The following is a 25022-nucleotide window of genomic DNA, read 5'->3' as shown; positions in this document are numbered from 1 at the left end:
TATCTATAAATGATACAAGTATAATCTATACACTAATCAATTATTTTTGTAGAAAATTTATTTTATTAGTATTCACACGAAAATATGACGAAGTTATTAGCATTACACATTTATAACCATCAAATATGAAAATATTGTTACTATCATCACTCATCAATAAGTTTATCTAAAGGAATATAATATAATTGAGCAAATCTTTTTTTATGATCCCCAAAAGCATACATGATAACCAATGATTTTGATTTGCGATCAATAGCTAAACCTTCAGGTTCCCAATGTTTTTCTTTGCCACTGTTAAGAGAATCTTTTTTCCCTACTGTTACATTATTAAACTTTCTTACAAGCTCTCCTTTTAACGTGTAAATATAGATTCTTTTGTTTTCTCTATTCCCTCCCCCACTCAACAAATATATATATTTATTATCAGCGGTAATGGCTTGCAGTACATAATTATCATTGGTTAAACCTGCATCGATAAACCATTCTATATTTTGTTCTGATGAAATATCACTCTCGATTCGAAAGTTAACTTCTTCACTATTATAGACTCTTAATAAGTCTCTACCATTCAACTTACTTCTTACTATTAAATATTTAGCATCTAAGGTTAAAACAGGCATTGTACTAACACGAGTATTATATGGTCTATCGAATACTTTTGTAAATTTCATATCATACGGAAACGCTTGCTGCTGATATTTAAAGTGCGTGATAAACCATCCCTTGTAACTAAATGCATCACCAGCCGAAGAAACTAAATACCCATTGCTATAATCAAAAGTTAAACCTTGATGACCTATAAAATCCGTAGGATTCTGAAAAGAACAAGCCGTAATTTTATTAGATTCGTCAACAAGCAAAAAATGATTTACAACTCCTTTTTCTGGTTTCCCTGTTACATGTAGTGTGTATAGACCATCAGTTTTATCATCAATCACAAGACCTTGAGTAACGTTATTCTTACCTTTCCCCAACCGATGTAGCTTTATTTTTTTAAATATATAATTATCATCTATAATAACATCTTTATCAGAAGTGATGCTTGCCTTAACATTAAAACACAACAATAACAACAACAAGAGATATAAATTCTTAATCGCATTCATAAAAAATAATCATCATCCTGACAACAAGAATATTTTAATATATTGACTCTAGGAGTTTTGTCTTTATTTTCTTATCTTCATGCACATAATTACATAGCCATTGTATTCTCTCAGAATATGTTTTATGTTTTAACGTAGGCAGGGAATAAGATATCATGTAATCAATTATATCATTAGGGCATGATGGAATACTTGAATTACACACCACCTTATCAAATAAAATATTCTTATAAAACGGCAGCATTCTTTTGGGGATATATATTCTTTCCGCCTTGTTTTCTTTTAGCACTACGCTACATGGAATTCTTCGAGAGTGAAACTGTACCTCCATAGCAGAAATATCAGTAATTGCAAATGAAACGCCGATATTTTCTACCTTTTTTTTTCTGCCTTTCCAAAAAACAAAATAATAATATTGTCGCACAAATCCATCCTCTACCAAGAAAACAGTTAAATTTGATCTCAAAAAAAAATCAATGCATTCATTCAAATAATATCGATACTTTGCATCTCTATGTCCTAAATTAGGATGAGGTTGTATAAAAATTTTTTTTAATGTTATTTTTTTTACAGAATTTATCTATGTTTTTTGCGATAGACATACTAATCGAGCAATAATTTTCTTCCGGAACTCCACCCTCCCATGTAGGGGCATAGACAAGACTATGCGAATTTGATTCGTATTTAAAAATATTGCTACCGATAAAAGTATCGCCTAATTTTAGCACTTTCCCATTGTTGATATCGTACTGAGTGAATATACCTGATTTCAAATATCTATCAACTCCAACATCACCTGATGTAATTACATAGTCGTAGATTCTAATAATTGGTTTAACAGAGGCTAGCTTATGACTCTCGCCGTGAGTTACAAAAACATGGATAAGATCTCTATTGGCTACGACACGACAATTGGACTGTGCATTAAACAAATAAAATACAATCCTTCCCTTGATAAAGGATAGATCTGAATTTTTTTTTAATAAACTTAAACGTTATATTATGTTTATTAAATACCTCGACAGCTAAATGTTCTATTTCCTTATAATATTTACAAAAAACACTAATACAATCCTTGTTATTAAATACTTGTGATTGAAAGTAACGAATAAGTTGCTCAAATGCACCTTTTATCTTTGTATCTATATATATATAATATAGGCTATTATTGGACATAATGTATGCCCCTTGTATTTATTGTCATATTAATATCTATTTATTTATGATATCTCACAGGGTTTAATATTTTATAAATGTTATTAAAAAGACCAGCAGGTTTATCTTTAACAATTATAAAAAACACAAACCAATAACTATTGATGCAATTTATCTGGAGCAATGCTATTTAAAATCTCATTCTTAATAAAAAAATGTAGTAAAATCTTGTAAAAAATAAATTTATAATGCTTTATGGAAAACCTAAATGAAATATACATTCATCCATTTTTTGTTAAGAATATTAAATTACAGATCGTTTATTACAATAACTAAAACTCAAAAACAGTCATGTTATAAGTAAAACATTGATAATTACATGTTATATTAGGCCATGATAAATAAACATAATTTAAATAAGGTAGTAGCATAATGAAATTTATAGTACTAATCATTTTTGTTTAATTAATAACTTTAATGATTAATCATTTATGATTACTATCTGTAAAATGATTATTAGCCACTACCTGTGATATAGCGTTTGTTAATTGCCCACCGGTTAATTAACACCCGTATAATTCTCTATCAATTACAAATCATCTTCCATCTTTACGGATATCAACAATAAGCCCTGTTCTGTTTGAGCCTAACACTTTAAGGCTTGTAAGGGCAACATCTTTGGGGTCAAGAAGCAAGTCGCTTGGTTCAACGCCAAAATTCGATGTTCTCATCGGTGTTGCAGTTCTTTCTGGATTAATACAATTAACTTTTATGTTGTCTGAGGTCCATTCTTCTGCAATTGCTTGGGTAAAGTTTACAATTGCAGCCTTCGAAGATGAATAAAGAGCATAATAAGAACGTCCACGAGTATACGAACTTGATGTAAAATTCAATAGCATCCCTGAAGATTTTTTTTAAATATTTTTTTGCAGCGATAGCTATATTAACAGCGCCAACATAATTAATGCCTATTAGAGAATTCACTTCATTAAATGTAAGTGCATCAATTGGTTTCTTTATCAAAACACCAGCTGTATTTATTATATAATCTATTGATCCCAACTTTTCATTAACATTATTAAGGAAGTGTTCTATATTCTCGATATTAGCAATATCAACATTATTGAAAGAACGACTTGCAACTTCAACATTTGCGCCTAATAAAATTGCCTCCTTTTGTATTTCCAATCCAATACCACTGTTCCCACCAAAGATGACAATATTTTTCCCTTTAATAAAACTTAAATCATCACCTGTAGAAAAAGATATTTTATTCGCTTCCTGAAGTAATTTTTCTGCGATAAAAAGATCAATAGGTTGTGTTACTTTCATATTTGCTTCAGTCCCCATGACTGTAGCAACCCGGACACCAGGTACCATTGATCGAACAACACCACAATCACACGTAAAACTAAACCGCTTTTCAGCAATTGCACGTTGATATGCCAATTTTATTGTTCCTAACTTAAATGCTTGTGGTGTTTGGCCCCGCCGCATTAGTGCGCGATTTGGTATATTAGAAATACATCCGTCATCATAGACCTCGACTAAGGTATCTGCCGATGGAATAACAACATCTACAGCCTCAAAAATTTTCAGAGATTCGATACAATTACTAATTATTGTCTCATCGATTAATGGTCTTACAGCATCATGGAAAAGGATATTGCAATTATCGTCTTCGCCTTCCAAGCCTTGTAACGCTGAATATGTTGAATCAAATCGCTCCTTCCCTCCATTAAAAATTTTTTGTAACTTTATTCCATTGGTTTTTCTTCACATAATCCCATGTCAGTTCAGTGTAATTTGGTTGTGAAACTATAATAATTTCATCAATTAACTCTGTTCTTTCGAAAGCATCGATAGTATATTCTATAACTGCTCTTCCTGCTAACTTTGTAAACTGCTTTGGTAAGGTTCCTCCAAATCTCGCACCTGAACCACCAGAAAGAATAACAGCAATATTTTTCATATTAAACCACCTTATTTTTATTGAATGACAAATTCACGTTTATTTTCTTTTTCTGAAACAGTTGAACTTATTCTCTTAAGCTCATTTAAAAATGCATCGTTTACTGTTTCATTTACACTCAAAAGATAATCTAATGCTTTATATCTGGCTTCAGCTAGATGATCATTCCCATTAATAATTATGTTTTCTATTAGTTGCATCAACTGCTCTATATTTGAAAAGGTGTATGCATAATCAGAATAATGCATATCACTTCCAGAAGTAATCACATTACGATCTTCAGGAATATAAATAAAAATTGGAGATAATGAAGATATACATTCACTTACTACAGCTGAAATATCACAAATAAACAAATCACTGTTAACAACCAAGTTGGGTATCGGTTCTGACTTGTTAGCAATTGAAAGCATGCAAGAACGATCTATGAAACTATTTTGTAATGCATCTTGGATCGTTTCTAATGTTTTATCTCGTGAGCCTGTAAGTGGATGGTATTTAGCTACTATTTTACAATTAAGTTTTTGTTGTAATTCAGAGAGAAATATAGGTGACAATCTAGCTGATGAATAATTATTCTCCTCAAAAGCACCTTCCCATGTTGGAAAGTAAGTTAGTGTTTTAATAATATGTTCTGTCACATTATTATTACTAACAGATTGTTTTACAATTTGCTTTAAGGAAGGACGCCCTACTTTAACAAACTTTATATGTTCTACATTGAATCCTGCATTTTTAAATCTATCAATATGTGCCTGCCCTGCTACCCAAATTTCATCATACACCCTAAAAAACTTATGCGCACTTGCTGCTTTATCACTATCGCCATGTCCTAAAAATATATGTTGGTAAATATTATATCTTAGAGTATGAATCAAATTACCAGTATTAGAAAGATAGTAAATTGCTTTAAGATATGGTAACTGATTCAGAACCTGTTCCACTGCGATGGCTGACTTTGCATACACAATATCCACATTGGGATATTTTGTAATAGCCCAATTATAAAGATTAATGTCTCTAATTAATAATGCAAACCTTTCATTTGAGGATATAAATTCACCGATCCATTGTTCAATATGAAATGAACAATTTATACCTTCTCCCGTATGTATCAAGTGGTTTATTTTTGTAAACAGCCTAATATTTGTTGTAATCATTTTAGGTTCATTTTTAGCTAAGTTATTAGTAATGTTTTTTTTCTTATCTTTTTCAGCCAACTTAGGTGTTTTTGAAACAATATTGACTTTTTCTGATTTATCAGGTTGTTTTTTATTATTTGAGTCTTTTATTGTATCCCCACGTCTTTTTCTTAATCATATCTCTGAAGAACATATCAGGCTTTGTTACTAACTTGCTTAACTTTGACAAGCTCCAACTCCTTTTCAAAAACAATTAATGATTTAAAATATGAATGCATAAAATATTTTTATCTTAAGATGTGACATCTAATAAAAACACCATTACATTTTACATTTTTTTGCTCAACAAAGGCATACTCATCTTATTTTACTATACACAATTAAAGTGTATTTTTATAATATATAAGATGAATGCTTTAGATCGATTTTATAATAACTCTTTTTTACATCATCAATATATGACTTATGGTAATGGATTTAATATACCATCACACCTATACTCATCTATCCCCTCCTGAACATCCTCATGAAAACTAACCGCATTATCATCCTTAAACACAATCGCCACATCACAAAACTCTTTCAATGAATTCAAACTATGTGAAACCATTAAAAAGCTAGATTCTTTATGCCTTTCTTTAAACAATTGAGCGCATTTTTCTTTAAACCTGGCATCACCGACCGCCGTTACTTCATCGACGATATAATAATCAAACTTAAATGCCATGCTTAAACCAAAGCCCAGGCGAGATCGCATACCTGAGGAGTAAGTTTTAATCGGCATATCAAAGTACTTACCGAGTTCGGCAAATTCTTCAACAAACTCAATTTTCTCTTTCAGTTCTTCTTGCTTCGCGTATAACCGGGCAACAAATTTTACGTTTTCGCGTCCGGTTAAACTTCCCTGAAATCCACCTGCAAGGCCGACTGGCCATGATATTGTTTTATTGGTGATGATCTTTCCACTGTCAGGGCGGTCAATGCCGCCAATCATTCTCAGTAACGTTGATTTACCCGCTCCGTTGCGACCAATAAAGGCGACACTTTTTCCTGAAGGGATTTCAATATTTAAATCCTTAAAGACATAATGTCGACCCGTTGGCGTGCGATAGGACTTCGTCAAATTCTCAATCTTAATCATGATGTCAGCATTGCCTCTTCACGCGTTCGGTATAACGCCAGACCGATGAACAGGGTGACCAGAGTAAACATTGCCAGGTAGTTCAGACTCACGCCTTCGCTGATATAGCCAGGCATAACGGCCTCGCGGCTTAACTCCACGATATGCACTAATGGGTTCCAGAGTAGATATGACCAGTATTGCTTTGGAATCGAGTGTAGAGGGAACATGATGCAGGAGATGAAATACAGCGGCTTAAGCAGTATCGGCAGGACCTTTTGCATTTCAGGGAAGGTTTTGCCAACGACCATGAATATTAAGCCGACGCCACATGAAAGAATGATCAGCAGACTCCAGGTAAGCACAAGTTGTAAAAAGTTTGTTATTTCGAAATATTCGCCTGCCATCCAGACGATAAGCATGAGCAATATATAAACAGCAACGTAAATCAGTGTCTCAAGCAGTGCGCGCGCAATGATCGTATCGATGGGTTTTACTGGTCGATAATTAAACAACCCCTGGTTCGCTTCAATAGCACCAATAGAACGTTTGCTGATACTGCTAAAGATAAAAAAGGGAATCAGGCCATTAAGTAAAAACACCGGGAATGAGATGTCTGGCATCGTGCGGTGCATAATGTAACCAAAAATGCCCAACAGTATCAGCAAATGCGCAGAGGGTTCGAGAATCGCCCACAGATATCCCAGACGGAACTTACCAAAGCGTGTTCGTATTTCTCGTAGAAATAATGCCTCTACGGTGACTTTCTGGACTTCAAATCCACTTCTTGCCATTTGGTGATGTGATCCTATTCTCTTCAGGTATGCTACCGCCCCTGGCTTAACAGCTACCAATACACTGGAGGTAATACTTGTTTGTGACTGGATAAAATTCACTCAGACGGTTTGACCTTTTTAATAGCAGCAAACAATTTCAGCAGAAATTATTTCTGCAGGGATAAATAGATCTATTTCCGTCTCGTTTCTTCTAATCCATTCTTCAGGCATGAATGTATTCGGTCTTCTGGTAATTTCAGAAAACTGGCCGTTTCAGAATGTTGAGTTAATTTCTCAGGAAATTATTTCTACCTCTTTTTGCTTAACCAATATGGCTTAAAAAAGACGTAACGCAGCATGCGTTCTGGATTACTCCGGAACACACTTATTCAAAATGGGCTGCTAATTTCGCAAGAAATTATTTTTTACTATTACTGTTAACTACTTGATTATAATACCACCTATGAATTTTATGCGTAACAACACCTGCAATCTGTCTCAAACCAGAACGCATGCGATTGATTACCAATAAATTGTTTAGCGAGAAACTATTTCCCTATTTAAAATTCACTCATGTACTTCTTATTTATATCTACAGCACCCTCTTCACAGCCATATTTGTGATTTATATCACATTTAAATGGTGTTATTTAAGTCGCATCAATAATCCCGGAAGTAATTATTTTCGTCGATTAAGATATACATCTTGATTATTTTGTGTATTTATTTTAACCAGCGTTACAGCCAGCATTAACCGTCGGTAGATATACCAAATCAGACATTTCTTAAAATCGACGAATAGTTTCCGCGGAAATTATTTTACTTTCCCAAAATTCCCTTTCTGATTATCTCCAGGAATTTTACTAATTTCCAGGCTACACAAAATACAGATCACACAAGAATTATCCTATATGTTTTGGCCTATCAATTGTTACTCAATGATTTATTGCAACTATTAATAATCATAATGTGTCAAAACACTTAAGCATCTTTACAGTCTGTGAAAGGTGTCTATTCACAAGGGCTACATTGTGAAAAACGAATTCCTACAGTATTGTCGAACATTCCGTGGCGGCCTGGAAGGAGAGTGCATTCTTGCTACATCGAAACTCAGCCCGGTGAGCGGGTTTGACAGTTCCGCACTCACCATTGGGCTAAGGGTTATCAGGTGGGGTTAAGGAAATGGCAATACCTACCCCCGCCCAAACTCCAGCCGCTGCACCTCCACCATCCCGGGCTTCTCACCCGCACTGACATCAATTTGTGTCACCCGCAGCGCATACTTTTCATCCAGCGCATTTAACCATTTCACCAGATCATTAAACACCACAGGTTCTATCCAGACCTGAATATTCTCCCCGCGCTCGGCTATCCGCTTTATGACCACTGAGTGCGCGGAAGCACTGTCACTGATGACCCGCGATACCTGTGCAGGCGTTGTCGTGGCGGATTTTCGCGCCACAATAATATCCGGCGCGGCGCTCTTCATCCGGGAGTTCATCGCCACCAGCTGTTGCAACATCGTCTCCTGTTGCTCAATCCGTTCGCTCAAAGGCTGCCAGATGAGGACGTAATATCCGACGCTAAACAGGAACACTGCCGCTGCCAGTAACATGCCTTTTTCACGCGGCGAACGCCCCGCCAGGTGTTGTGCCAGCCAGTGTTCGCCACGCTGAACTGGCGTTCACGCCATTGCTGAAAATAGTGAATAAATTTATCGCGTAACATGTTATTTCCTCCGCAACGTTACGCCGCCGGAAACCGCATCACCCTCTTTCTGTAACGCGTCCTGTTGCACAACATAATCTGCCGCCAGTGCGCTACGCAGTTTGTCGAAGCTGGCAAAGTTCGCAGCCCGTAGCTGAAGGTGAAGCGTCTGGCGTTTTTGATCAAAGGTAAATCCACGCATCTCAATGTCGGTAAGTGACGCTGATTTCAGGGTACTGGCGATCGCTGACAATTCTGCGAGCAGCCGGGTATCGTCGGCCTGCGGGCGATATTTTTTCAGCGCCATCGTCACCTGAGAGCGTAAATTCACAATCCGCTTCTGCTCCGGGAACAACATTAAGAACTGTTTCTCGGCCTGGGCGCGGCTTTGCGCCACCTGTTCGTTGACGCTCCATAACGTCACGCCCCGTTCCACTGCCAGCGCAACCAGAATCAGCAATATCGGTAGAATCATCACCCGCCAGCGCGCCCACTGTTTTCGGTAGCTGACGCGAGGCTGCCACGGTCCAGTTAGCAGGTTCCCTTCCGGTTCGCCATAAGTGGTAATGGCGGGCAGAGCCGTAATTGTCAGGCGTTCAGCGTCTGCGCCAGCCCATGCAGATAGCTCTTCCTGCGCGATCCCGACCACGGTTAGCGAAAGCGGTAAATCCTGCTCATTGAGCTGTGCGCGGAACATTACCGGAGCCAGCGCCCGCCAGGCGCTCCATCCCCGGCACTCATCGATGCGGCAGATAACCCGTTGCGCATCGCCAGCCATATAGCCACAAGGAATGGACATCCAGTCCGGCGCGACGGTAGCGCGGGTGATGCCGTTTTCCTGCAACCACTGCGCAATGTTGCGCATATGCTGCTGGTGAATCACAGCTACGGTTGCCAGTTGCTGGTCGATTTTCAACGGGGCGAAATGCAGTTCATCGATATCCTGGTTCAGCTCTTCTTCCAGCAAGGCGGGCAGAATAGTCGGTATCTGCTTGCGGGCAACATCAGGCAGTTCAGCCTGCCAGACGCTGATCCATTCGCCGGGGATGTAGAGTCGAATCGCATCAGTTTGCAGCCATTGCTGGAGACGTTCATCAGCAACGTCAGGCCAGATACCGTGCTCCACGTCGGGTGTACGGCACTGCCAACGGATGGGGTCGGAGGCGCAAAGCGGGAAAAAAATCTCAAGCATGGAACTCACTCACTTTCTCCTGTCTGATGCCAGAGAACAGAAAAGTGTTGTGGGCCCATGCGGACAATTAACGAGTTCATCGTCAGTTCAATCTCATTCACGGTGATATCTGAACGCAGCCAGAAGTAATTGCTGTCCACGCTCAGGACGGTTTTTAGCTGTTTTTTAGTACGCTCATCGACGTCAGCAAGTAGCGGCTGTGCAAGAAACTGATCGACATCTTCCCAGCCCTTCGCCGGACGTTGTTGTAATAACGCCCGCGCCTGAACGGGGCTTAACCACGGGTCAAACAGCGCCTCAAGAATCACGCTTTGCGCGACGTCTAAGGTGTTGATGTTGATTCGCTGGCGAGTCATCGGCAGCGCACAAACCAGCGGTTTGAGTTTTTGATAGAGTCCGGCATCCATTCCCTGCACAACGCGCATCTCACTGATATCCGCCAGCGGTTGATTCGCGGCGTAGAAAGGCACCGAACGGGCGAGATACTCGCTGTCTTCACGCCCCAGCCGCGTCTGCACGCTGCGATCTTCGTCAATAAACTCCCACAGGCTTTCGGCTATCAGTTCGGCCCGATAAGCAGGCACATCCAGGCGCGAGATCAGGGCGATAAGCTGTTGCACCGCGAGCGGACGCGACGCCGTTGTCGGCTGTGCGAGGGCATTCAGGTTAAAGCAGGCCTGTGCGTCACGCAGAGTGACGGCGATTTGCCCCTGCGGCAGTGGGAAAAAACGAGGGCCTGAAGCCCACGGCTGTGTCAGATGCACGCGCTTTTCATTTTTCAGGCTCAGACTGAGCGCGCTCAGCGCCAGGCTTTCTGCACTGGCGCTGTACCACAGCGCCTGCTGGTACTCCTGCTGGCTGCGCGTTCGCCCAAGTTGTTGCTGCATCCGCCCGGAAAGCGTGATGGTTACCAGCATCATAACTGCCAGCAATACCAGCACCACGACCAGTGCCATTCCGCGTTTTGGTGGTGAGGTGATCATGATAATTGCGGCCCGCGTAACAACCAGATGCGTTCAATCTCGCCCCATTGCGGCGAATGCAGGGTCATGCGTACCGCTACAGGGATCGCCTGTACTGACGACCAGCTCTCCTGCCAGCGCGTGCCGTCGTAGAACTGCAAACGGAGCGAATCCGCCGGAATCAACTTTTGCGTTGTTGGCTTCACGCTGCCTGCTGCATCGGTCAGCGGCCAGGACAACCGTTCGAGATAACCATCATGAATGCGATAACCAACGGTGAGCAGATTACTGCGCGGCAGACGCATCAACGGGTTAACCACACCGCCGCGCACAAAGCGCATCCCTTCACTCTCAGACGCCAGCACGCCAGCGCCCGCCAGTAACGCTGATTCACGCTGGCCCTGCTCGCCTCTTACCGGACGCGGCATCATTTGGGTCAGATCGTGGGTCAGAAAACTCATCGTTTGCTGCATGAGGTTTAGTTTTTGATCGTGTCCGGCGACGGCGCTATTCACGCGCGTGACGCCGTTTGTCACCTGCTGCGCCATCAGTGCCAGCGAGGCAAAAATGGCAATTGCCACCAGCATTTCCAGTAACGTGAAACCAGCGCGAGTCCTTCTCACTGTTGGCCTCCCACGGCGCTAAACCAGGCGCGTCGTGACTGAATCACTGGCGAAAAGTCTTCGTGAAGACTGACTTCAATATCCACTGCCTGGAGCAGCGCGTTACCTGTATTCAGCGGTGTGGTTCGCCAGTACCAGCGGCTTCCTGCCATATCACTCTCGCCCTGGTGCCTGACCGCTCGTTGTTCACGGGTCATCAGGTAGAGCAATGCGGTCTGGTTTTCAGCTACCCAGCCCGCTACCGTTTTTTCCTCAAGAATTTGCTGATTACTCAGCGCACCGCTGGCAATCTGTAACACCGCCGTGGCAGCCAGCGCAAAAATCGCCAGCGCGAGCATCACTTCCAGCAAGGTAAACCCGCGCTTCATGGCATCCTCTCATCACATTGATTGAGGGATAACGCGCCATCGTGCGCCAGTTTTACCGCCCAACATGCGTTTTGCGCCGCCGAGTAGAAGCGCAGCGTAAACGGCGTACCGGGTTCAAAAGGCGAAAAACGGATCTGCGGCGTCTTCTTTTTCGCCTCTTTTTGCAGCTCCAGTTCAATATCGTGCAGCGTCAGGCGGCGACGTTGCAGCTCCAGCGTATATTCCTTCTGCCAGATATCACTTCCGGGTTGTAACAGCATCTGCACCTGTTTCGGCACCGTAACCTGTGCCGATAACCGGGTCGCAGAAACGGGCAACCACTGCCCCTGACGACGCTGCATAAACTGGTATCCCGGCGGGTCGATTAGCACACCGAGTGTTTGCCCTTCGATCACTGCCCTGTCCTTAAACTGCGCAAAGCGAGTCAGAAAATCCTGCGCCGCTTTTTTCGCGGGCGATTCAGAATCGGTCGCAAAAGTCCGTACCACGCCCGCACTGGCAAGGCCGATAAGGAAAATCACCAGCATGATTTCCAGAAGAGTGAATCCGCGTTCAGGCACTGATTACTGAAACTCCTGCAAATTCCAGTTACCGATATCTGCGCCAGCACCTTCCCCGTTTTCCTGACCATCCGCCCCCAGGGTATAAACATCAAACAGTCCTTTTTCACCCGGGCTGAGATACTGATAATCATTGCCCCACGGATCTTTTGGCAGTCGTTTGATGTATCCACCGGTACGGTAGTTGCGGGAATCAGCCATATTGGCTGGTTGCTGGATCAGCGCCTCAAGCCCCTGTTCGGTGGTCGGGTAACGCCCGTTATCCAGTCGGTACATATCCAGCGCGTTTTCCAGCGCCACGATATCGCTGATGGCTTTTTGCCGATCCGCTTTCTCTTTGTTGCCCAAAAGGTTAGGCACCACCAGACTTGCCAGGACGCCAAGAATAACAATCACCACCATCACTTCCAGCAGGGTAAAACCTGCCCGTGGTTTTTGTGTGCGGGATAACGAATTCATGTGATAACTCCGTAAATTACATTCCAACCATATTGTTCAGTTGCAGCATCGGCTCGAGGATGGCGATGACGATAAACAGCACCACGCCCGCCATCATCACCACCAGCGCAGGTTCAAACAGCCCCAACGCCAGCCCCACTTGGGTATCAAATTCCCGTTCCTGGTTAACCGCGGCCTGTTCAAGCATGGTTTCCAGTTCACCGCTCTGTTCACCGGAGGCGATCATGTACAGCATCATCGGTGGGAACAGGCGCAACTCCGCCAACGCGGCGCGCAGGCTGCTTCCTTCGCGGACGCGATCTGCAGCCAGCAGCAGTTGTTGCTCGACATAACGATTTGCCGACACGGCGGCAGCGGTCTGAATACCTTCCAGCAGCGGAACACTGCTGGCGGTGAGGATGCTTAAGGTGCGGGAAAAACGCGCCGTATTCAGCCCGCGCGCAACACGCCCCGTCACGGGCAGGCGCAGCAAAGTTTTATCCCAGCGCAGGCGCATAGCAGGATTTTTGAGTAGCCGTTGCCCCAGCACCAGAAGCCCCAGCAATCCCGCCAGCCAGTAAACGCCGCTGGCCTGTAACGCGTCGCTCATAGCGATGAGCATTCGGGTGGAGGCGGGCAGCGCGTGTCCGAGATGATCGAACTGTTCGATGATTTTCGGCACCACTGCCGTCAGCAAAATAGTGACCACGCCCGCTGCCACCACCAGCAATACCAGCGGATAGAGCATGGCCTGCAGCAGGCGTGATTTCAGGCGCTGCCGCTGTTCGGTGTAATCCGCAAGGCGATTGAGCACCACGTCGAGATGCCCGGATTTTTCTCCGGCAGCCACCATCGAACAAAACAGGGAATCAAAAACGCGAGGATGTTCGCGCAGGCTGTCCGACAGGGTATAACCTTCCTGAATCCGGCTGCGCAGCGCCATTCCGAGGCTCTTCACATGCAGTTTTTCACTTTGCTCACTGACCGCCTGCAAGCAGGTTTCCAGCGGCATTGCTGCCTGTACCAGCGTTGCCAGTTGGCGAGTGAACAGCGCCAGATCTGCCGCCGCCACGCGACGATGTGCGTGCCGCCGACGCTGCAACATTCCCCCTGCCGATGCATTCATCCTGGCTTCAATGTGCACGGGGATAAGCTCTTTAGCGCGCAACAACTGACGGGCATGACGCGCGGAATCCGCCTCAATCATGCCTTTGGTTTTGCGACCATTACGCTCCAGCGCCTGATAGTAAAACAGTGCCATTACGCCTCCATGGTTACCCGCAGAACTTCATCGAGAGAGGTTTCTCCGGCGAGCACTTTCTCAATGCCGTTGCTGCGGATACCTGCGGAGTGTTGCCGGACATAACGTTCCAGCTCCAGTTCCCCTGCCTGACGGTGGATCAAATCACGCAATGTGGCGTCCACCACGATCAGCTCATGGATGGCAGTACGTCCGCGAAAACCTTTGTGATTACAGGCGGGGCAACCCTGCGGATGGTACAGGGTGACAGTACGGGCGTCGGTAATCCCGAGCAGGCGTTTTTTCTTCGTCAGTGGCAGGCAGGGCCTGGCGGCAGTCGGTGCACAGCGTGCGGACCAGTCGCTGCGCCATCACGCCCGTCAGACTGGAAGAGAGCAGGAAAGGCTCGACGCCCATATCCTGCAAACGTGTGATCGCCCCCACCGCCGTGTTGGTATGCAGGGTTGAAAGTACCAGGTGTCCGGTCAATGACGCCTGGACGGCGATTTCTGCGGTTTCGGTATCGCGGATTTCACCGACCATCACCACATCCGGGTCCTGACGCAAAATCGCGCGCAGGCCACGGGCGAAGGTCATCCCGACGCGGGTGTTAACCTGCGTCTGACCGATCCCTTCAATCATGTATTCGATGGGGTCTTCAACCGTGAGAATGTTGCGCGAGTGGTTGTTCAGCTCCTGCAATCCGGCGTACAGCGTGGTGCTTTTGCCGGAACCTGTCGGCCCCGTCACCAGAAAGATGCCGTGCGGTTTGTGTAACAGCTGGCGCAACTGCACAGTCAGTTGCTGACTTAAACCCAGACGCTCCAGCGTCAGGCGGGCCTGGTTTTTGTCCAGCAGTCGCAGCACCACGCGCTCGCCCCAGGCGGAAGGCATGGTGGAGACACGCACGTCAATCGCCCGGCCGCCCAGCAGCAGCGCAATACGTCCATCCTGCGGTACGCGCTTTTCGGCGATATCCAGCCGTGCCATCACCTTAATACGAGATACCAGCAGCGAGGCCAGTTTGCGACCCGGGCGCAGCATTTCATGTAATGTGCCGTCAACGCGAAAACGGATCACCAGACTCTTTTCAAACGTCTCGATGTGGATATCCGAAGCGCCTTCTTTAATCGCCTCTGCCAGCATGGCGTTGATCAGTTTGATGATCGGCGCATCGTCGTCGCTTTCCAGCAGATCTTCCGTTTCCGGCAGTTCTTCAGCGAGGGTAAAAAAAGTCCTCGGCGGAACCGAGATCTTCCATCAGCTGGCGGGCCTCGGAAGAGTCACGCTGCCAGACCGCATTCAGCCGCTGTTCAAATTCGGCTTCGTCGATTTGCCGCAGCGTAAAGGGCGCGTTCAGCCCCCGCTGCAGCTCCTGCAAAACAGAGAGCGACAACGGATGAACATGGAGGATCTCCAGCGACGCTTCGCACCATGCCACCAGGCTAAACCGACGGCTGAAACTGTAGGGCAGACGCACGGTGTTAGCGGTGGTTTCCTGTGCTACAGGCACCATTAACGCGTTCTCCCGGCGTTGAGGAACGCGCGAACTTCCGGCGGTAGAGACTGGTTTTGCGCTGGCAGCACCGGCTGCGCGGTGTGCGGCATCAGGCTTAAGCCTTGTTCATCGCGATAGATCTGCTCGGCGCGCATATAGTTATATTTGCGCTGCGACACGCCGTCTGCCGCCATACCGTCACGCAGAATGGTCGGGCGGATAAACACCATCAGGTTACGTTTTTCTTTTTTATCCGCCGTCGATTTAAACAGGTTACCAATCAATGGGATATCGCCCAGCAGCGGCACTTTCGCCACGCTTTCTCCCGCCTGATCGTCCATCAGACCGCCAAGCACAATCAGCTCACCATCGTTAGCCAGCACGGTGGTCTTTAGTTTGCGCTCACCAAACACCACGTCGAGGCTGGTCTGTCCTTCCACCTTCGAGACTTCCTGCTCAATCACCATCTGTACCGCGTTACCTTCGTTAATCTGCGGCGTGACTTTCAGCATGATGCCGACTTTTTTCCTTTCTACTGTATTGAAAGGATTGCTGTTATTGGAGCCAACGGTAGATCCGGTTAATACCGGAACATCCTGGCCCACCATGAAGAAGGCTTCCTGGTTGTCCAGCGTGGTGATACTCGGAGTGGAGAGGACGTTCGAGCTGGAGTCGTTTTTGACCGCCTGTACCAGCGCCATCCAGTCGCCTTTCACCACACCAACCGCCGTACCGCTAAAGCCAGAAAGCAGCTGGGCGAGCGTGGAGAGATCGCCGTTAGTATCCGGGTTAATGGTGGTGGCGCCGTTTTCACTGATCACCGTCGAGCCTTTCTGCGGTTTCGCCTGAGAAATGGCTGCCCCCAGCGTACCGATAGGGATCTGCGTACCATTAGCAAACTGCATTAATCCGGCATCTTTCGACGCCCACTGCACGCCGAAGTTGATATTGCTGCCTTCGGCAACTTCCACGATCAACGCCTCGACATGCACCTGAGCACGGCGAATATCCAGTTGTTCAATCACGCTTTGCAGCGACTGCATGATGTCCTGCGGCGCAGTAACAATCAGGGCATTACTGTGTTTGCTGGCGGCGATGGAGACAACCTCACGCCCGCTACCGACCGTGCCTTCCGCCTCTTCTTTAGCCGCCGTGAGCGTGCCGCTGACCTGCTTCAGCACATCGACCAGATCTTCCGCTTTGCTGTATTTGAGATAGAACACCTGGCTGTTGCCGCTGCGCTCCATTTCTGAGTCCAGGCGACGGATCAGGCGGCGCATTTTGTCTCGCGTGGCGGGGTCACCGCTGACAATTACGCTGTTAGTGCGTTCATCAGCGACAATTTGTGATTTCAGCGTCGCAGGCTGGTTCTCGCCGCTATTTTTGGTCAGGCTTTCCAGCACGCGGGCAATTTCCGAAGCCGAGGCGTTATCCAGCGGAATCACCTCTTCAGTGCGATTACCCGCATGATCCACACGCTGGATCACTTCCGTCAGGCGCTCCACGACGGAGGCACGTCCGGTGAGCATAATTACGTTGGAGGGATCGTAATTAACAACGTTGCCTGAGCCCGCGCTGTCGATCATCTGGCGTAATATCGGTGCCAGTTCGCGTACCGACACATTACGCACCGGCACCACTTTGGTGACCATTTCATCGCCCGCGTAGTTGTCGTTGCCTTCACCGACCAGCGGCAGCGGCTCGACTTTCGCGGCGCTGGATTTCACCACCTTCAGCACGTCGTTTTCCATCGGTACGACGGCATACCCCTGCGCTTCCAGCAGGTTAAGGAATAGCTGGTAATACTGGCGTTCATTGAGCGGGGTCATGGTGCGAATACTCACTTTCCCCTGTACGCCCGGCCCCATAATGATGGTTTTATTAAGGTTAGCACCGACGGTTTCTATGAACGATTTCAGGTCGGTATCTTTAAAATTGGCGGTGAAAGTGGCTTCTTCCGCCCAGACCGGTGAACTACATAATGCCGCTGCCAGCACCAGCGGCAGTAAACGCTTTTTTGTTTTGAGGCCAGTTGTCTTCTTACGCCAGACCGACAACGTAATATCACGCCAAAACACGATGAATGATTCTCCTGGATTAAATGCTGTTAGCGCAGCGCGATGGAAATGTCGTAGCGCGCACCCTTGCGTAAAACCGTAAGTTGAATGGAATCCATTGAAGGTAACTGCCGCATCAGAGCAATCATTGCTCGTGGATCAGTAAAATCCTGCTGATTTAGCGCAATGGCGATATCGCCTTCCTTGAAACCGCTGGCATCGAACAGAGAACGATCTGCCCCCGGCTTCACTGCATAACCGACAATCCCCTCCTTACGCACAGGCGTAAGCTGGATATAGTTAAAAATTTTCTGCGGATCTTTCGCCAGTGCCTGACGCACGGCAGCCGGGATCTCAACTGGCGCACTGGCAGCAGGCTCAGCAACGGCTTGCTTTGCTTCGTCACTGACGGCTTTTTTGTTGGTCACGGCTACGGTGGAACGTTCCTCTTCTGCCAGGCTCAGACGCTCTATTTTTCCCTGATAACGCAGCATCACATGGTCGCGGTTGATTTCCTCAATCACCGCGTTGTGAGAGCCAAGCCGTTCGCCCTGCAAATAAACCTGTTGTTTGCCGCCTTCTTCAATAACCGCGCCGGGTCTGGCACCAAAGGCGATCCCACGCAGCACCACATTAAGACGCGTTTCTGCCACAGGCGCAGGTTCGGGTTGTTTTACCGACTCGGCGACAGGCTGATATTTGCCAAACCAGTTTTGCTGGCTGATTAATTGCACGTCTTTTTTTATCTAACGCTTTTGCATCTGCACGGGTCGGTTTATTCACCGATTGAGAAACCGCCGTATATTCCGCAGAAAAGGAGAAATAGCGCCAGAGTGAATGCGCCATTTTTGCAGAAATAATAAGCAGCATCAGCCAGAACATCGCGCGGGCAATTTTGCGCAGATGCTCTTTGTCTGTATGAAGAGATTGTCTCTGGCTAAATGTGTGACGAATTTTTGTCAGCCATTGAATGAGATAAATTCGTGCGTCACGAAAAACAACCCGCGCCAATTTATATACCCGACGTTATGCTTTGACTATTCCACAGGTGGTACGATCCAGTTTCCGCTGATACTGGTTACCTGTACGTGTATCATTAATCGTTATGCTGTAATTAATTCCCTCGGTGATCATTAATTTCACCGTTGGGTCAGCGCACATTTGTCGTTGATAGCTGGTTAAAAAGACGTCAGGCGTCTGCGTGGTTTGTGTACCCGCTTCGCTGATAATGGTCATTTTTACCGTCGTGCCGCTACTTTGCGCCAGCACTAAGGTATATCCCGCAGATTTAATTGGCAGGTTTTGACTGATATTTTGCGCCTGTTTTTTCGCCAGTAAACTGGCGTTTTCATTATGGCTGGCGCAGCCACTTAATAATCCTGTAACGCTCAACAATAGCGATATTAATACCCTCCCTGGCATTTGTTTTATCGACATGGTAAATAATCTCTAAGGTTATTAATAAGAGTTAAAATGTCACTTCGATAATGACGTGGTTATCATTAAAACAATGCCTGTAGATAAAGTGTTGATATACCGCCCAGACTTAAACACGGTCCAAAAGGCAGTGTGGTTGATCCTCTTTTTGTAATAACGGCATATATCAGGCCGCAGCATGAGGCGATTAAAGCAACATTGGGTAGCGACAACGCCCCCACCCAGCCACCTAAAGCGGCGAAGAGTAATACATCACCCATGCCTAATGCTTCTTTACGCAGAACTATTCCGGCTATCCAGCGCAGGGAGTAAAAAGTGATAAATCCCACCAGGACGCCGGTAACTGCGTCTTGTAGCGTTAACGGACTCTGTTGCGCCCATGCCGCAATCAGCCCGGTCCACAATACGCCCTGAGTAAAAACATCGGGCAGCCATTGGTTGTCGAGGTCGATGATGCTCGCGGCAATCAGCCAGGCGGATAATATCATCACCGCCAGCCCCCATCCACTTTCCGGCCACACCAGACTCGCCAGCAAAAAAGCGAGTGCCGTCAATAACTCCACCAGCGGATAACGCTTGCTGATTTTCGCCTGACAGTCGCGGCAGCGCCCTTTGAGCATCAGCCAGGAGAGCAGCGGAATGTTGTCACGTATCCGGATGGTCTGCTGACACTGTGGGCAGTGCGAGCGTGGCAGCGCCAGGCTTATTTTTGACTGCGTACTCGGCATTTCACCGTGAAACTCCGCCATTTGTTGACGAAGCATGATGGGGTAACGCCAAATCACCACATTCAAAAAACTGCCGATGATTAATCCTCCGACGGTAGCCAGTATGGGCATCGCCGCGGGGTATTGCTGAAACACATCAAAAAGCATGGTTAACGGTTATTTGTTGTAACTTGCCGGATGCGGGCCTGCAGATGTATGCCATACGGCTTTCCTCCAGGCCCGATAAGCTGGCGCAACCCGATGCGCCTTATCCGGGTTATTCAGCAGGCATCGAATACTCGGTAACCTTGTTAATGGTTTCCGGCCCTTGCTTCGGTTTCGGCAGATTGAGTGACGCCAGCGTGTTGTACGCCGACTGGCTCACACCGCCTTCGAAGCTCATCTCCGTCGCTCCCGGCAACTGGTAAGCATTCGCGCCCGGATTCCATTTCTTAAAGAACTCCGAAAGATCCGTCTGGGCGACCCAGGAGGCGCACAGCATCAGCGTGTCCGCAGCGTTACCGTTTGACTCAGCACAGTAATTTCTTTCGCCAAACTTGGTTTTACCAACCTCATCGCCGCGTGCTTTACGGTGCATCAACTGGAACAGGTTCCAGCCTTTCATCCCTTCACGATCGCTGTAGAACGCTGGCAGCTTGCTATCTGGATACCACTTCGTGATATCAAAGTACTTCTCAGCCCATTCTTTCAGCTGCGCGTACATCAGCAGACGGTCACCCGCACCGCCGCGCGCCCATGCCTGACCTTTGCTCTCGTCCAGATATTCCGGCGCGACGGTAATATCGTCAGCGACACGGTTCATCTTGCCGAGATAGCGATCCTGCATGTACAGCGCCAGCACGTTGTTCGCTACTTCAGTTGCGCCCGGTACAGTCAGCGGCGTTTCTGCAGCGTTATGCCCTACTTCGTGCCAGATCAGCCAGTCGTTCAGCGGCGTCGTCGGCAGCGTGGTGCTGTTCGTCGAGAAGCTGCTGTTCATTACCGGGTAACCCGAGTGCGCATCACCGATGGAGATCTGCACATCGTTAGTGAAACGGTGTTTGTGACCCGGCAAGTTTTCAAAGGTAAACATCCGGTGCTTACCGTTTTCGCCATCACGTCCGTAGAAGTCATTCATTGAGCTGGCAAAGGTATCCAGTTCCTTAGCGAATTGTTTTACGCCACCCGTGAAATTGCTGGCATTCAGGTTCTTCTTCGGCGTGGTATAGACGAACGACGCAGACTCCAGCTCGCCTAGCGGCGCAGGGGAGTTCAGCTCGTGTTGCCACTTACCATCTTTATAGAACGGTGCTTTTACCACGCCAGTAAAGGTGAAGTTGGCTGACTCATTCGTTGGGCTGTTGCCCTTGATATAAATCAGACCACCGTAAGGCACCTTGAAGGTCACCGTGCCTTGAGCATCCAGATCATAGGTTTTCGTCACTTTTGGCGGACGGTTCAGAGCAACTTCATGCTTCTCACGTCCGGTCAGGTCGTCGGCCAACGCCACGGTGACAGTCACAGGAACGTTCGCATTGGACTTAATGCTGACTTCCTGCTGAGCCGGAGCCCACAGGCCTGTAGACTGCATGTTACCCGCAAACCATTTGGTCGGACTCGAGTACAGGCTGATGCTTTCAGTAACCTCCTGCCCCGCTGCCGATACCGCCCCCGGATACTTCTCGACATCAACCTTAATGTTCAGATCCCACCAGGAACGGCCCAGCATCAGGCGCGTCAGCGGTTTTTCCATATAGTTGAGCGGATAGCTCGGGTTCATCATGCCCGCTTTATTAACGCTCTTCTCGCCGTAGATCATGTTGTTATCGACCAGCGATTTTTTCAGCTCATCAGAACACTGCGTGCCGCCAGTATAGGCATTGTTGGCGTAGCAGTTCAGGAACTCGGTGAACGTTTTAAAGCCCAGCTCGTCGTCCTTGCCGCTTTCATAGCGGTATTCAATTTTATTCCACAGCCAGACCGACATGTTCTGGTACAGACGTTCCAGATCGACGCTGTTCAGACGCTCACCTTTGCGACCATTGGTCCGGAAGTAGAGCTCATGCTGATACAGACGCTGAATGTTGGTGCCTAAATCCGCAGCCTGCACCATCGCTTTCGCGGTGTCGGCGTCAAGATTCAGTTGCGTATACTGCGGAACATACATTGTCCCCGTCACAGGAACACCCGTGCCAGGACGGTATTCCAGACAGTTGACCTCGTAGTGGTATGTCGAGTCCTTACACTCCTTCAGCCCCGGGAACGCTGCAAAGATCTTATCTTTTGCGGCTTTCAGAGACTCATCAGTTGGATGTTTAGCAACATCAATAAATGCGTATTGAGTTACTTGTTCACCATCAACCTCTTCTTGCCAGCTGGCAACTTCCAGTTTCGGTTTCTTATCTGGTTTGTTATCAATCTGATATTTCCAGATAACTTCTTTCGTTTTTTCATCAATGGTGTACGGCAGTTCACCTTCTACCAGCGGATAACGTTCATAGACCCACATCCCTTTTTCATTCAACTGACGAACGCGATCCGGATATCCCTGAGGATCGTTATTCACCACCGACTTGTTAAGAGCCATCGACAGGCCTGCGGCATCCAGCAGACGCACAAAGCCAGACGCGCTCTCTTCCTTAAGATTGCTCATCACGTTTTCCATGATCAGCACCGAACCGCCTTTGTTCAGATAGGCGATCAGATCGGTCACATCCTGCTGGCTCAGCTTCGGTTTGCTGGTATCTGCACGCAGAGGCACTGCATAGGGATCGCCCCCCACCTGAGTCACATACTCAAAGCCGTTAAGGATCAGCAGCGGCATTTTCTGCGGATCGAGATCGCCATAGCTACTTAAATGCTCAACGGAGATACCCGCGAAATCCGGATGGAAGCCGAACTCAGCACTGTTTCCTGTAACCTGACCATGACGTTTGAAATAGACGGTATCCAGGTTGGTGCCTACGGTCATGCTGGCTTTCGCGTCCGGCGTCCATTTATCGTCGGACAAATAGCGCAACACGTTCTGCATAAAGTGCTTCATGTCATTTGAATCACTGTTACGCATACACTGACCGCTTTTATCAACACCGCCTTCCCAGCTGTAACCGTTCGGGCAACGCAGAATGCTGTTGTAGTGCGGGTTACCGATAACCATCAGCTTACCTTTGCCGACTTGCCCCAGCGAGATAAACGGCAGGTTGAAAGTGGCAGTTTCGCGTGTCACGTTCTCCGGGCGCACAATGGAAGGCGCTTCAGTAATGTACGCCAGCTCGTTTTTATCCCAGGCGCGTTTTTCGCCGAAGGCCAGCCAGTAGTTTTTATCATTACGCGCCATCAGAATCGGGAATGCCGCGTTGGAGATATTCACCACCGCCTGACCACGCGCATTACCAGTACTGCCATAGAAGTTGGTAGAATCATGGAAGACGTGGAATTTCGTCACAGATTTGTAATCTTCATCCACACCCCACAGCTTGTTGATTACGCCCTGAATCTGACCTTCGTTAACATTGCGTGCCGTCAACGAGAACCAACGCTGAGAGTTGCAGCCCCCAAGGGAGTCACAAATCGCCGTATCAATCTCTTTAGCCTGCCCGGATTCAAACTGCTCAAGAAATTCGTTTGTCCGCTCAAAGGTTTGATCGCCTTCGCTCAACGCCTCGCCATTGGATAACGAGAGATTGATAATCTCGTTGATCACGTTGGGATACTCGGCAAAGACCTTACGCACTACGTCCGGCACTTCACGCTCATCATTTTTTCCGGCCTGGGAGTAACGATGAATCAGCTGATCGATATTCGCGCCGCGAACTTCGTCGCCCAGCTCAGTCAACGCAATAGTCGACTTATTGCCGCGTACTGAGCCCAGTTCAAAGGTGTCGATACCAAAGGAGATGGTTTCGCCCCAGCTGAAGTTGAATTTGCCGTTTTCTCCAGTTACGCCACGGCCTGAGCTGGTGTAGTAATTTACGCCAACCACACCATTGCCCATGCTATCTACCAGTCGGCCTTCGGAGAGAATGATTTCCGTAGGTTGATACTGATAAAACTGTTCCGCGTTAGCCGACACGAAGGAAGCGTTCAGATCCGGTTTTGTTCCCGGCGTCGTGACGGGCACTACCGGTGAAGTATGAGTGGATGGCGCCTTATCGGTCGCGGCATTGTTTTCCACCTCTTCATTGACCAGCTTTTTGAACTCTTCCGGAGTCAGATCGATTTGCTTATACAGCGAGTCGAAGCGTTTACTCTCGATCACCGAGGAGAACGTCAGGCAAACCTGTTCTGTATCCGCCGGACAACTGTTCATGGACGTTACCAGCGAGAGCGCATTGCTTTTCTTGTCGTCGGACTCCGCCAGTTCTTGCGAGTCCTCAAGGCTAAACGACACTTTTTCAACCGCACGCAGGCTACGCGCAGCTTCTGACTGAGTGTTGAAGGTGGCAATTGTCGTGTTACCTGCCACGCAAGTAACGTTCTCGCCAGGTGTAAAAGTAAAGCCGTCGCTGGATTCACCATTACAGGTAGCACCGATTACCCGCTGGCTTCCGCCCAGGGTCAGATAACCGGTTTTCGTAGGAACAGGTTCTGGCTCCGGTTCTGGTGTTGGCTCTGGATCAGGTGTCGGATCCGGCGTAGGTTCCGGCTCCGGCGTCGGCTCCGGGTTTGGCGTTGGATCGGGTTTCACTTCCGGCAAAGACCCAGTTCCAGAATCTACAGGCGGAGTATCGGAGGAAGAACCTGAACCGCCGCCATCACAACCGGTTAATAAGGTTGCGCTTAAAATAGCCGCTAAAAGCGATTTTTTATATTTAAATTTCTTATTCATTAATAACGCAAGTGACAAAATATAGTTAAAAAATTCGTAACTGGGGAAATAGTTTTATGCTTTATCTTCTCTAATAACTTCCTCCATTCTTAAAAAACTGCATTATTGATAACGAAACAGGTGAAATTTATAAG

At 47.0% G+C, this 25022-nt stretch carries 18 protein-coding genes and 4 pseudogenes; all 22 read right to left on the bottom strand.

Features of this window, described 5'->3' with window-relative positions; translation table 11 throughout:
- Positions 1-146: 146 nt before the first annotated feature.
- Entirely contained in the window at positions 147-1106 is a 960-nt protein-coding gene (locus tag CRI63_RS13680; protein WP_130224029.1) for a hypothetical protein, read from the bottom strand.
- A 34-nt stretch (positions 1107-1140) separates the two neighbouring features.
- On the bottom strand, positions 1141-1530 hold the full coding sequence (locus CRI63_RS24405) for a hypothetical protein (protein WP_240782753.1): 390 nt from the start codon (positions 1528-1530) through the stop codon (positions 1141-1143).
- Between the two features lie 100 nt (positions 1531-1630).
- Complete coding sequence (locus CRI63_RS24400) at positions 1631-2038, bottom strand: hypothetical protein (RefSeq protein ID WP_240782752.1); 408 nt, start codon at positions 2036-2038, stop codon at positions 1631-1633.
- Positions 2039-2857: 819 nt separating this feature from the next.
- Positions 2858-3953: pseudogene (locus CRI63_RS24700) on the bottom strand (SDR family oxidoreductase).
- 46 nt (positions 3954-3999) lie between these two features.
- On the bottom strand, positions 4000-4233 hold the full coding sequence (locus tag CRI63_RS24695) for an NTP transferase domain-containing protein (RefSeq protein WP_276606368.1): 234 nt from the start codon (positions 4231-4233) through the stop codon (positions 4000-4002).
- A 17-nt stretch (positions 4234-4250) separates the two neighbouring features.
- The gene (locus CRI63_RS13665) at positions 4251-5453 is read right to left on the bottom strand and encodes a CDP-glycerol glycerophosphotransferase family protein (RefSeq protein WP_240782751.1); all 1203 of its coding nucleotides are present in this window, start codon (positions 5451-5453) and stop codon (positions 4251-4253) included.
- 385 nt (positions 5454-5838) lie between these two features.
- Positions 5839-6516, bottom strand: a complete 678-nt coding sequence (locus CRI63_RS13660; protein WP_135519811.1) for an ABC transporter ATP-binding protein — start codon at positions 6514-6516, stop codon at positions 5839-5841.
- Positions 6513-7289 (bottom strand): ABC transporter permease, encoded by a 777-nt coding sequence (locus tag CRI63_RS13655; RefSeq protein ID WP_130237369.1) that lies wholly within the window; start codon positions 7287-7289, stop codon positions 6513-6515. The genes CRI63_RS13660 and CRI63_RS13655 overlap by 4 nt, the downstream gene beginning before the upstream one ends.
- 1174 nt (positions 7290-8463) lie before the next feature.
- A pseudogene (gene yghD, locus CRI63_RS13650) lies at positions 8464-8999 on the bottom strand (GspM family type II secretion system protein YghD).
- Position 9000: 1 nt separating this feature from the next.
- On the bottom strand, positions 9001-10179 hold the full coding sequence (gene gspL / locus CRI63_RS13645) for a type II secretion system protein GspL (RefSeq protein WP_135519809.1): 1179 nt from the start codon (positions 10177-10179) through the stop codon (positions 9001-9003).
- Positions 10176-11153, bottom strand: coding sequence for a type II secretion system minor pseudopilin GspK (gene gspK, locus CRI63_RS13640; protein WP_135519807.1), 978 nt, complete (start codon positions 11151-11153; stop codon positions 10176-10178). The genes gspL and gspK overlap by 4 nt, the downstream gene beginning before the upstream one ends.
- Positions 11150-11755: a type II secretion system minor pseudopilin GspJ gene (gene gspJ, locus CRI63_RS13635; protein ID WP_135519805.1), complete on the bottom strand. Its 606-nt coding sequence runs from the start codon at positions 11753-11755 to the stop codon at positions 11150-11152. Before gspJ ends, gspK begins: the two co-directional genes overlap by 4 nt.
- On the bottom strand, positions 11752-12123 hold the full coding sequence (gene gspI / locus CRI63_RS13630) for a type II secretion system minor pseudopilin GspI (RefSeq protein ID WP_000820118.1): 372 nt from the start codon (positions 12121-12123) through the stop codon (positions 11752-11754). Before gspI ends, gspJ begins: the two co-directional genes overlap by 4 nt.
- Complete coding sequence (gene gspH / locus CRI63_RS13625; RefSeq protein ID WP_135519803.1) at positions 12120-12683, bottom strand: type II secretion system minor pseudopilin GspH; 564 nt, start codon at positions 12681-12683, stop codon at positions 12120-12122. Before gspH ends, gspI begins: the two co-directional genes overlap by 4 nt.
- A gap of 3 nt (positions 12684-12686) precedes the next feature.
- Complete coding sequence (gene gspG, locus CRI63_RS13620; protein ID WP_001087296.1) at positions 12687-13142, bottom strand: type II secretion system major pseudopilin GspG; 456 nt, start codon at positions 13140-13142, stop codon at positions 12687-12689.
- A 16-nt stretch (positions 13143-13158) separates the two neighbouring features.
- Positions 13159-14382 carry a type II secretion system inner membrane protein GspF gene (gene gspF, locus CRI63_RS13615; RefSeq protein WP_135519801.1) on the bottom strand — a complete coding sequence of 408 codons (1224 nt, stop codon included), beginning with the start codon at positions 14380-14382 and terminating at the stop codon, positions 13159-13161.
- Positions 14382-15877: pseudogene (gene gspE / locus CRI63_RS13610) on the bottom strand (type II secretion system ATPase GspE). The gene gspF and the pseudogene gspE overlap by 1 nt, the downstream one beginning before the upstream one ends.
- Complete coding sequence (gene gspD / locus CRI63_RS13605; RefSeq protein WP_135519799.1) at positions 15877-17937, bottom strand: type II secretion system secretin GspD; 2061 nt, start codon at positions 17935-17937, stop codon at positions 15877-15879. Before gspD ends, gspE begins: the two are co-directional and overlap by 1 nt.
- Before the next feature lie 29 nt (positions 17938-17966).
- Positions 17967-18927: pseudogene (gspC, locus tag CRI63_RS13600) on the bottom strand (type II secretion system protein GspC).
- A 15-nt stretch (positions 18928-18942) separates the two neighbouring features.
- A complete protein-coding gene (gene gspS2, locus CRI63_RS13595; protein WP_135519797.1) occupies positions 18943-19353 on the bottom strand; it encodes a type II secretion system pilot lipoprotein GspS-beta in 411 nt (136 codons plus the stop codon).
- A gap of 65 nt (positions 19354-19418) precedes the next feature.
- Positions 19419-20228: a prepilin peptidase PppA gene (gene pppA / locus CRI63_RS13590; RefSeq protein WP_135519795.1), complete on the bottom strand. Its 810-nt coding sequence runs from the start codon at positions 20226-20228 to the stop codon at positions 19419-19421.
- 109 nt (positions 20229-20337) lie between these two features.
- Positions 20338-24888 (bottom strand): lipoprotein metalloprotease SslE, encoded by a 4551-nt coding sequence (gene sslE, locus CRI63_RS13585; RefSeq protein ID WP_135519793.1) that lies wholly within the window; start codon positions 24886-24888, stop codon positions 20338-20340.
- Positions 24889-25022 lie beyond the last annotated feature (134 nt).

Origin of the sequence: Escherichia sp. E2661, from assembly GCF_004745185.1 — a bacterium.
GTDB lineage: Bacteria > Pseudomonadota > Gammaproteobacteria > Enterobacterales > Enterobacteriaceae > Escherichia.
This window is presented reverse-complemented; position numbering and strand designations above follow the sequence as displayed.

What these genes read in the sequence shown, in the direction of transcription:
- CRI63_RS13680 (WP_130224029.1), bottom strand. Translation starts at nt 1,106, where the DNA reads ATGAATGCGATTAAGAATTTATATCTCTTGTTGTTGTTATTGTTGTGT.
- gspI (WP_000820118.1), bottom strand. Translation starts at nt 12,123, where the DNA reads ATGAAGCGCGGGTTTACCTTGCTGGAAGTGATGCTCGCGCTGGCGATT.
- gspF (WP_135519801.1), bottom strand. Translation starts at nt 14,382, where the DNA reads ATGGCACTGTTTTACTATCAGGCGCTGGAGCGTAATGGTCGCAAAACC.
- gspG (WP_001087296.1), bottom strand. Translation starts at nt 13,142, where the DNA reads ATGAATTCGTTATCCCGCACACAAAAACCACGGGCAGGTTTTACCCTG.
- CRI63_RS13660 (WP_135519811.1), bottom strand. Translation starts at nt 6,516, where the DNA reads ATGATTAAGATTGAGAATTTGACGAAGTCCTATCGCACGCCAACGGGT.
- CRI63_RS24695 (WP_276606368.1), bottom strand. Translation starts at nt 4,233, where the DNA reads ATGAAAAATATTGCTGTTATTCTTTCTGGTGGTTCAGGTGCGAGATTT.
- gspS2 (WP_135519797.1), bottom strand. Translation starts at nt 19,353, where the DNA reads ATGTCGATAAAACAAATGCCAGGGAGGGTATTAATATCGCTATTGTTG.
- pppA (WP_135519795.1), bottom strand. Translation starts at nt 20,228, where the DNA reads ATGCTTTTTGATGTGTTTCAGCAATACCCCGCGGCGATGCCCATACTG.
- gspK (WP_135519807.1), bottom strand. Translation starts at nt 11,153, where the DNA reads ATGATCACCTCACCACCAAAACGCGGAATGGCACTGGTCGTGGTGCTG.
- sslE (WP_135519793.1), bottom strand. Translation starts at nt 24,888, where the DNA reads ATGAATAAGAAATTTAAATATAAAAAATCGCTTTTAGCGGCTATTTTA.
- CRI63_RS13655 (WP_130237369.1), bottom strand. Translation starts at nt 7,289, where the DNA reads ATGGCAAGAAGTGGATTTGAAGTCCAGAAAGTCACCGTAGAGGCATTA.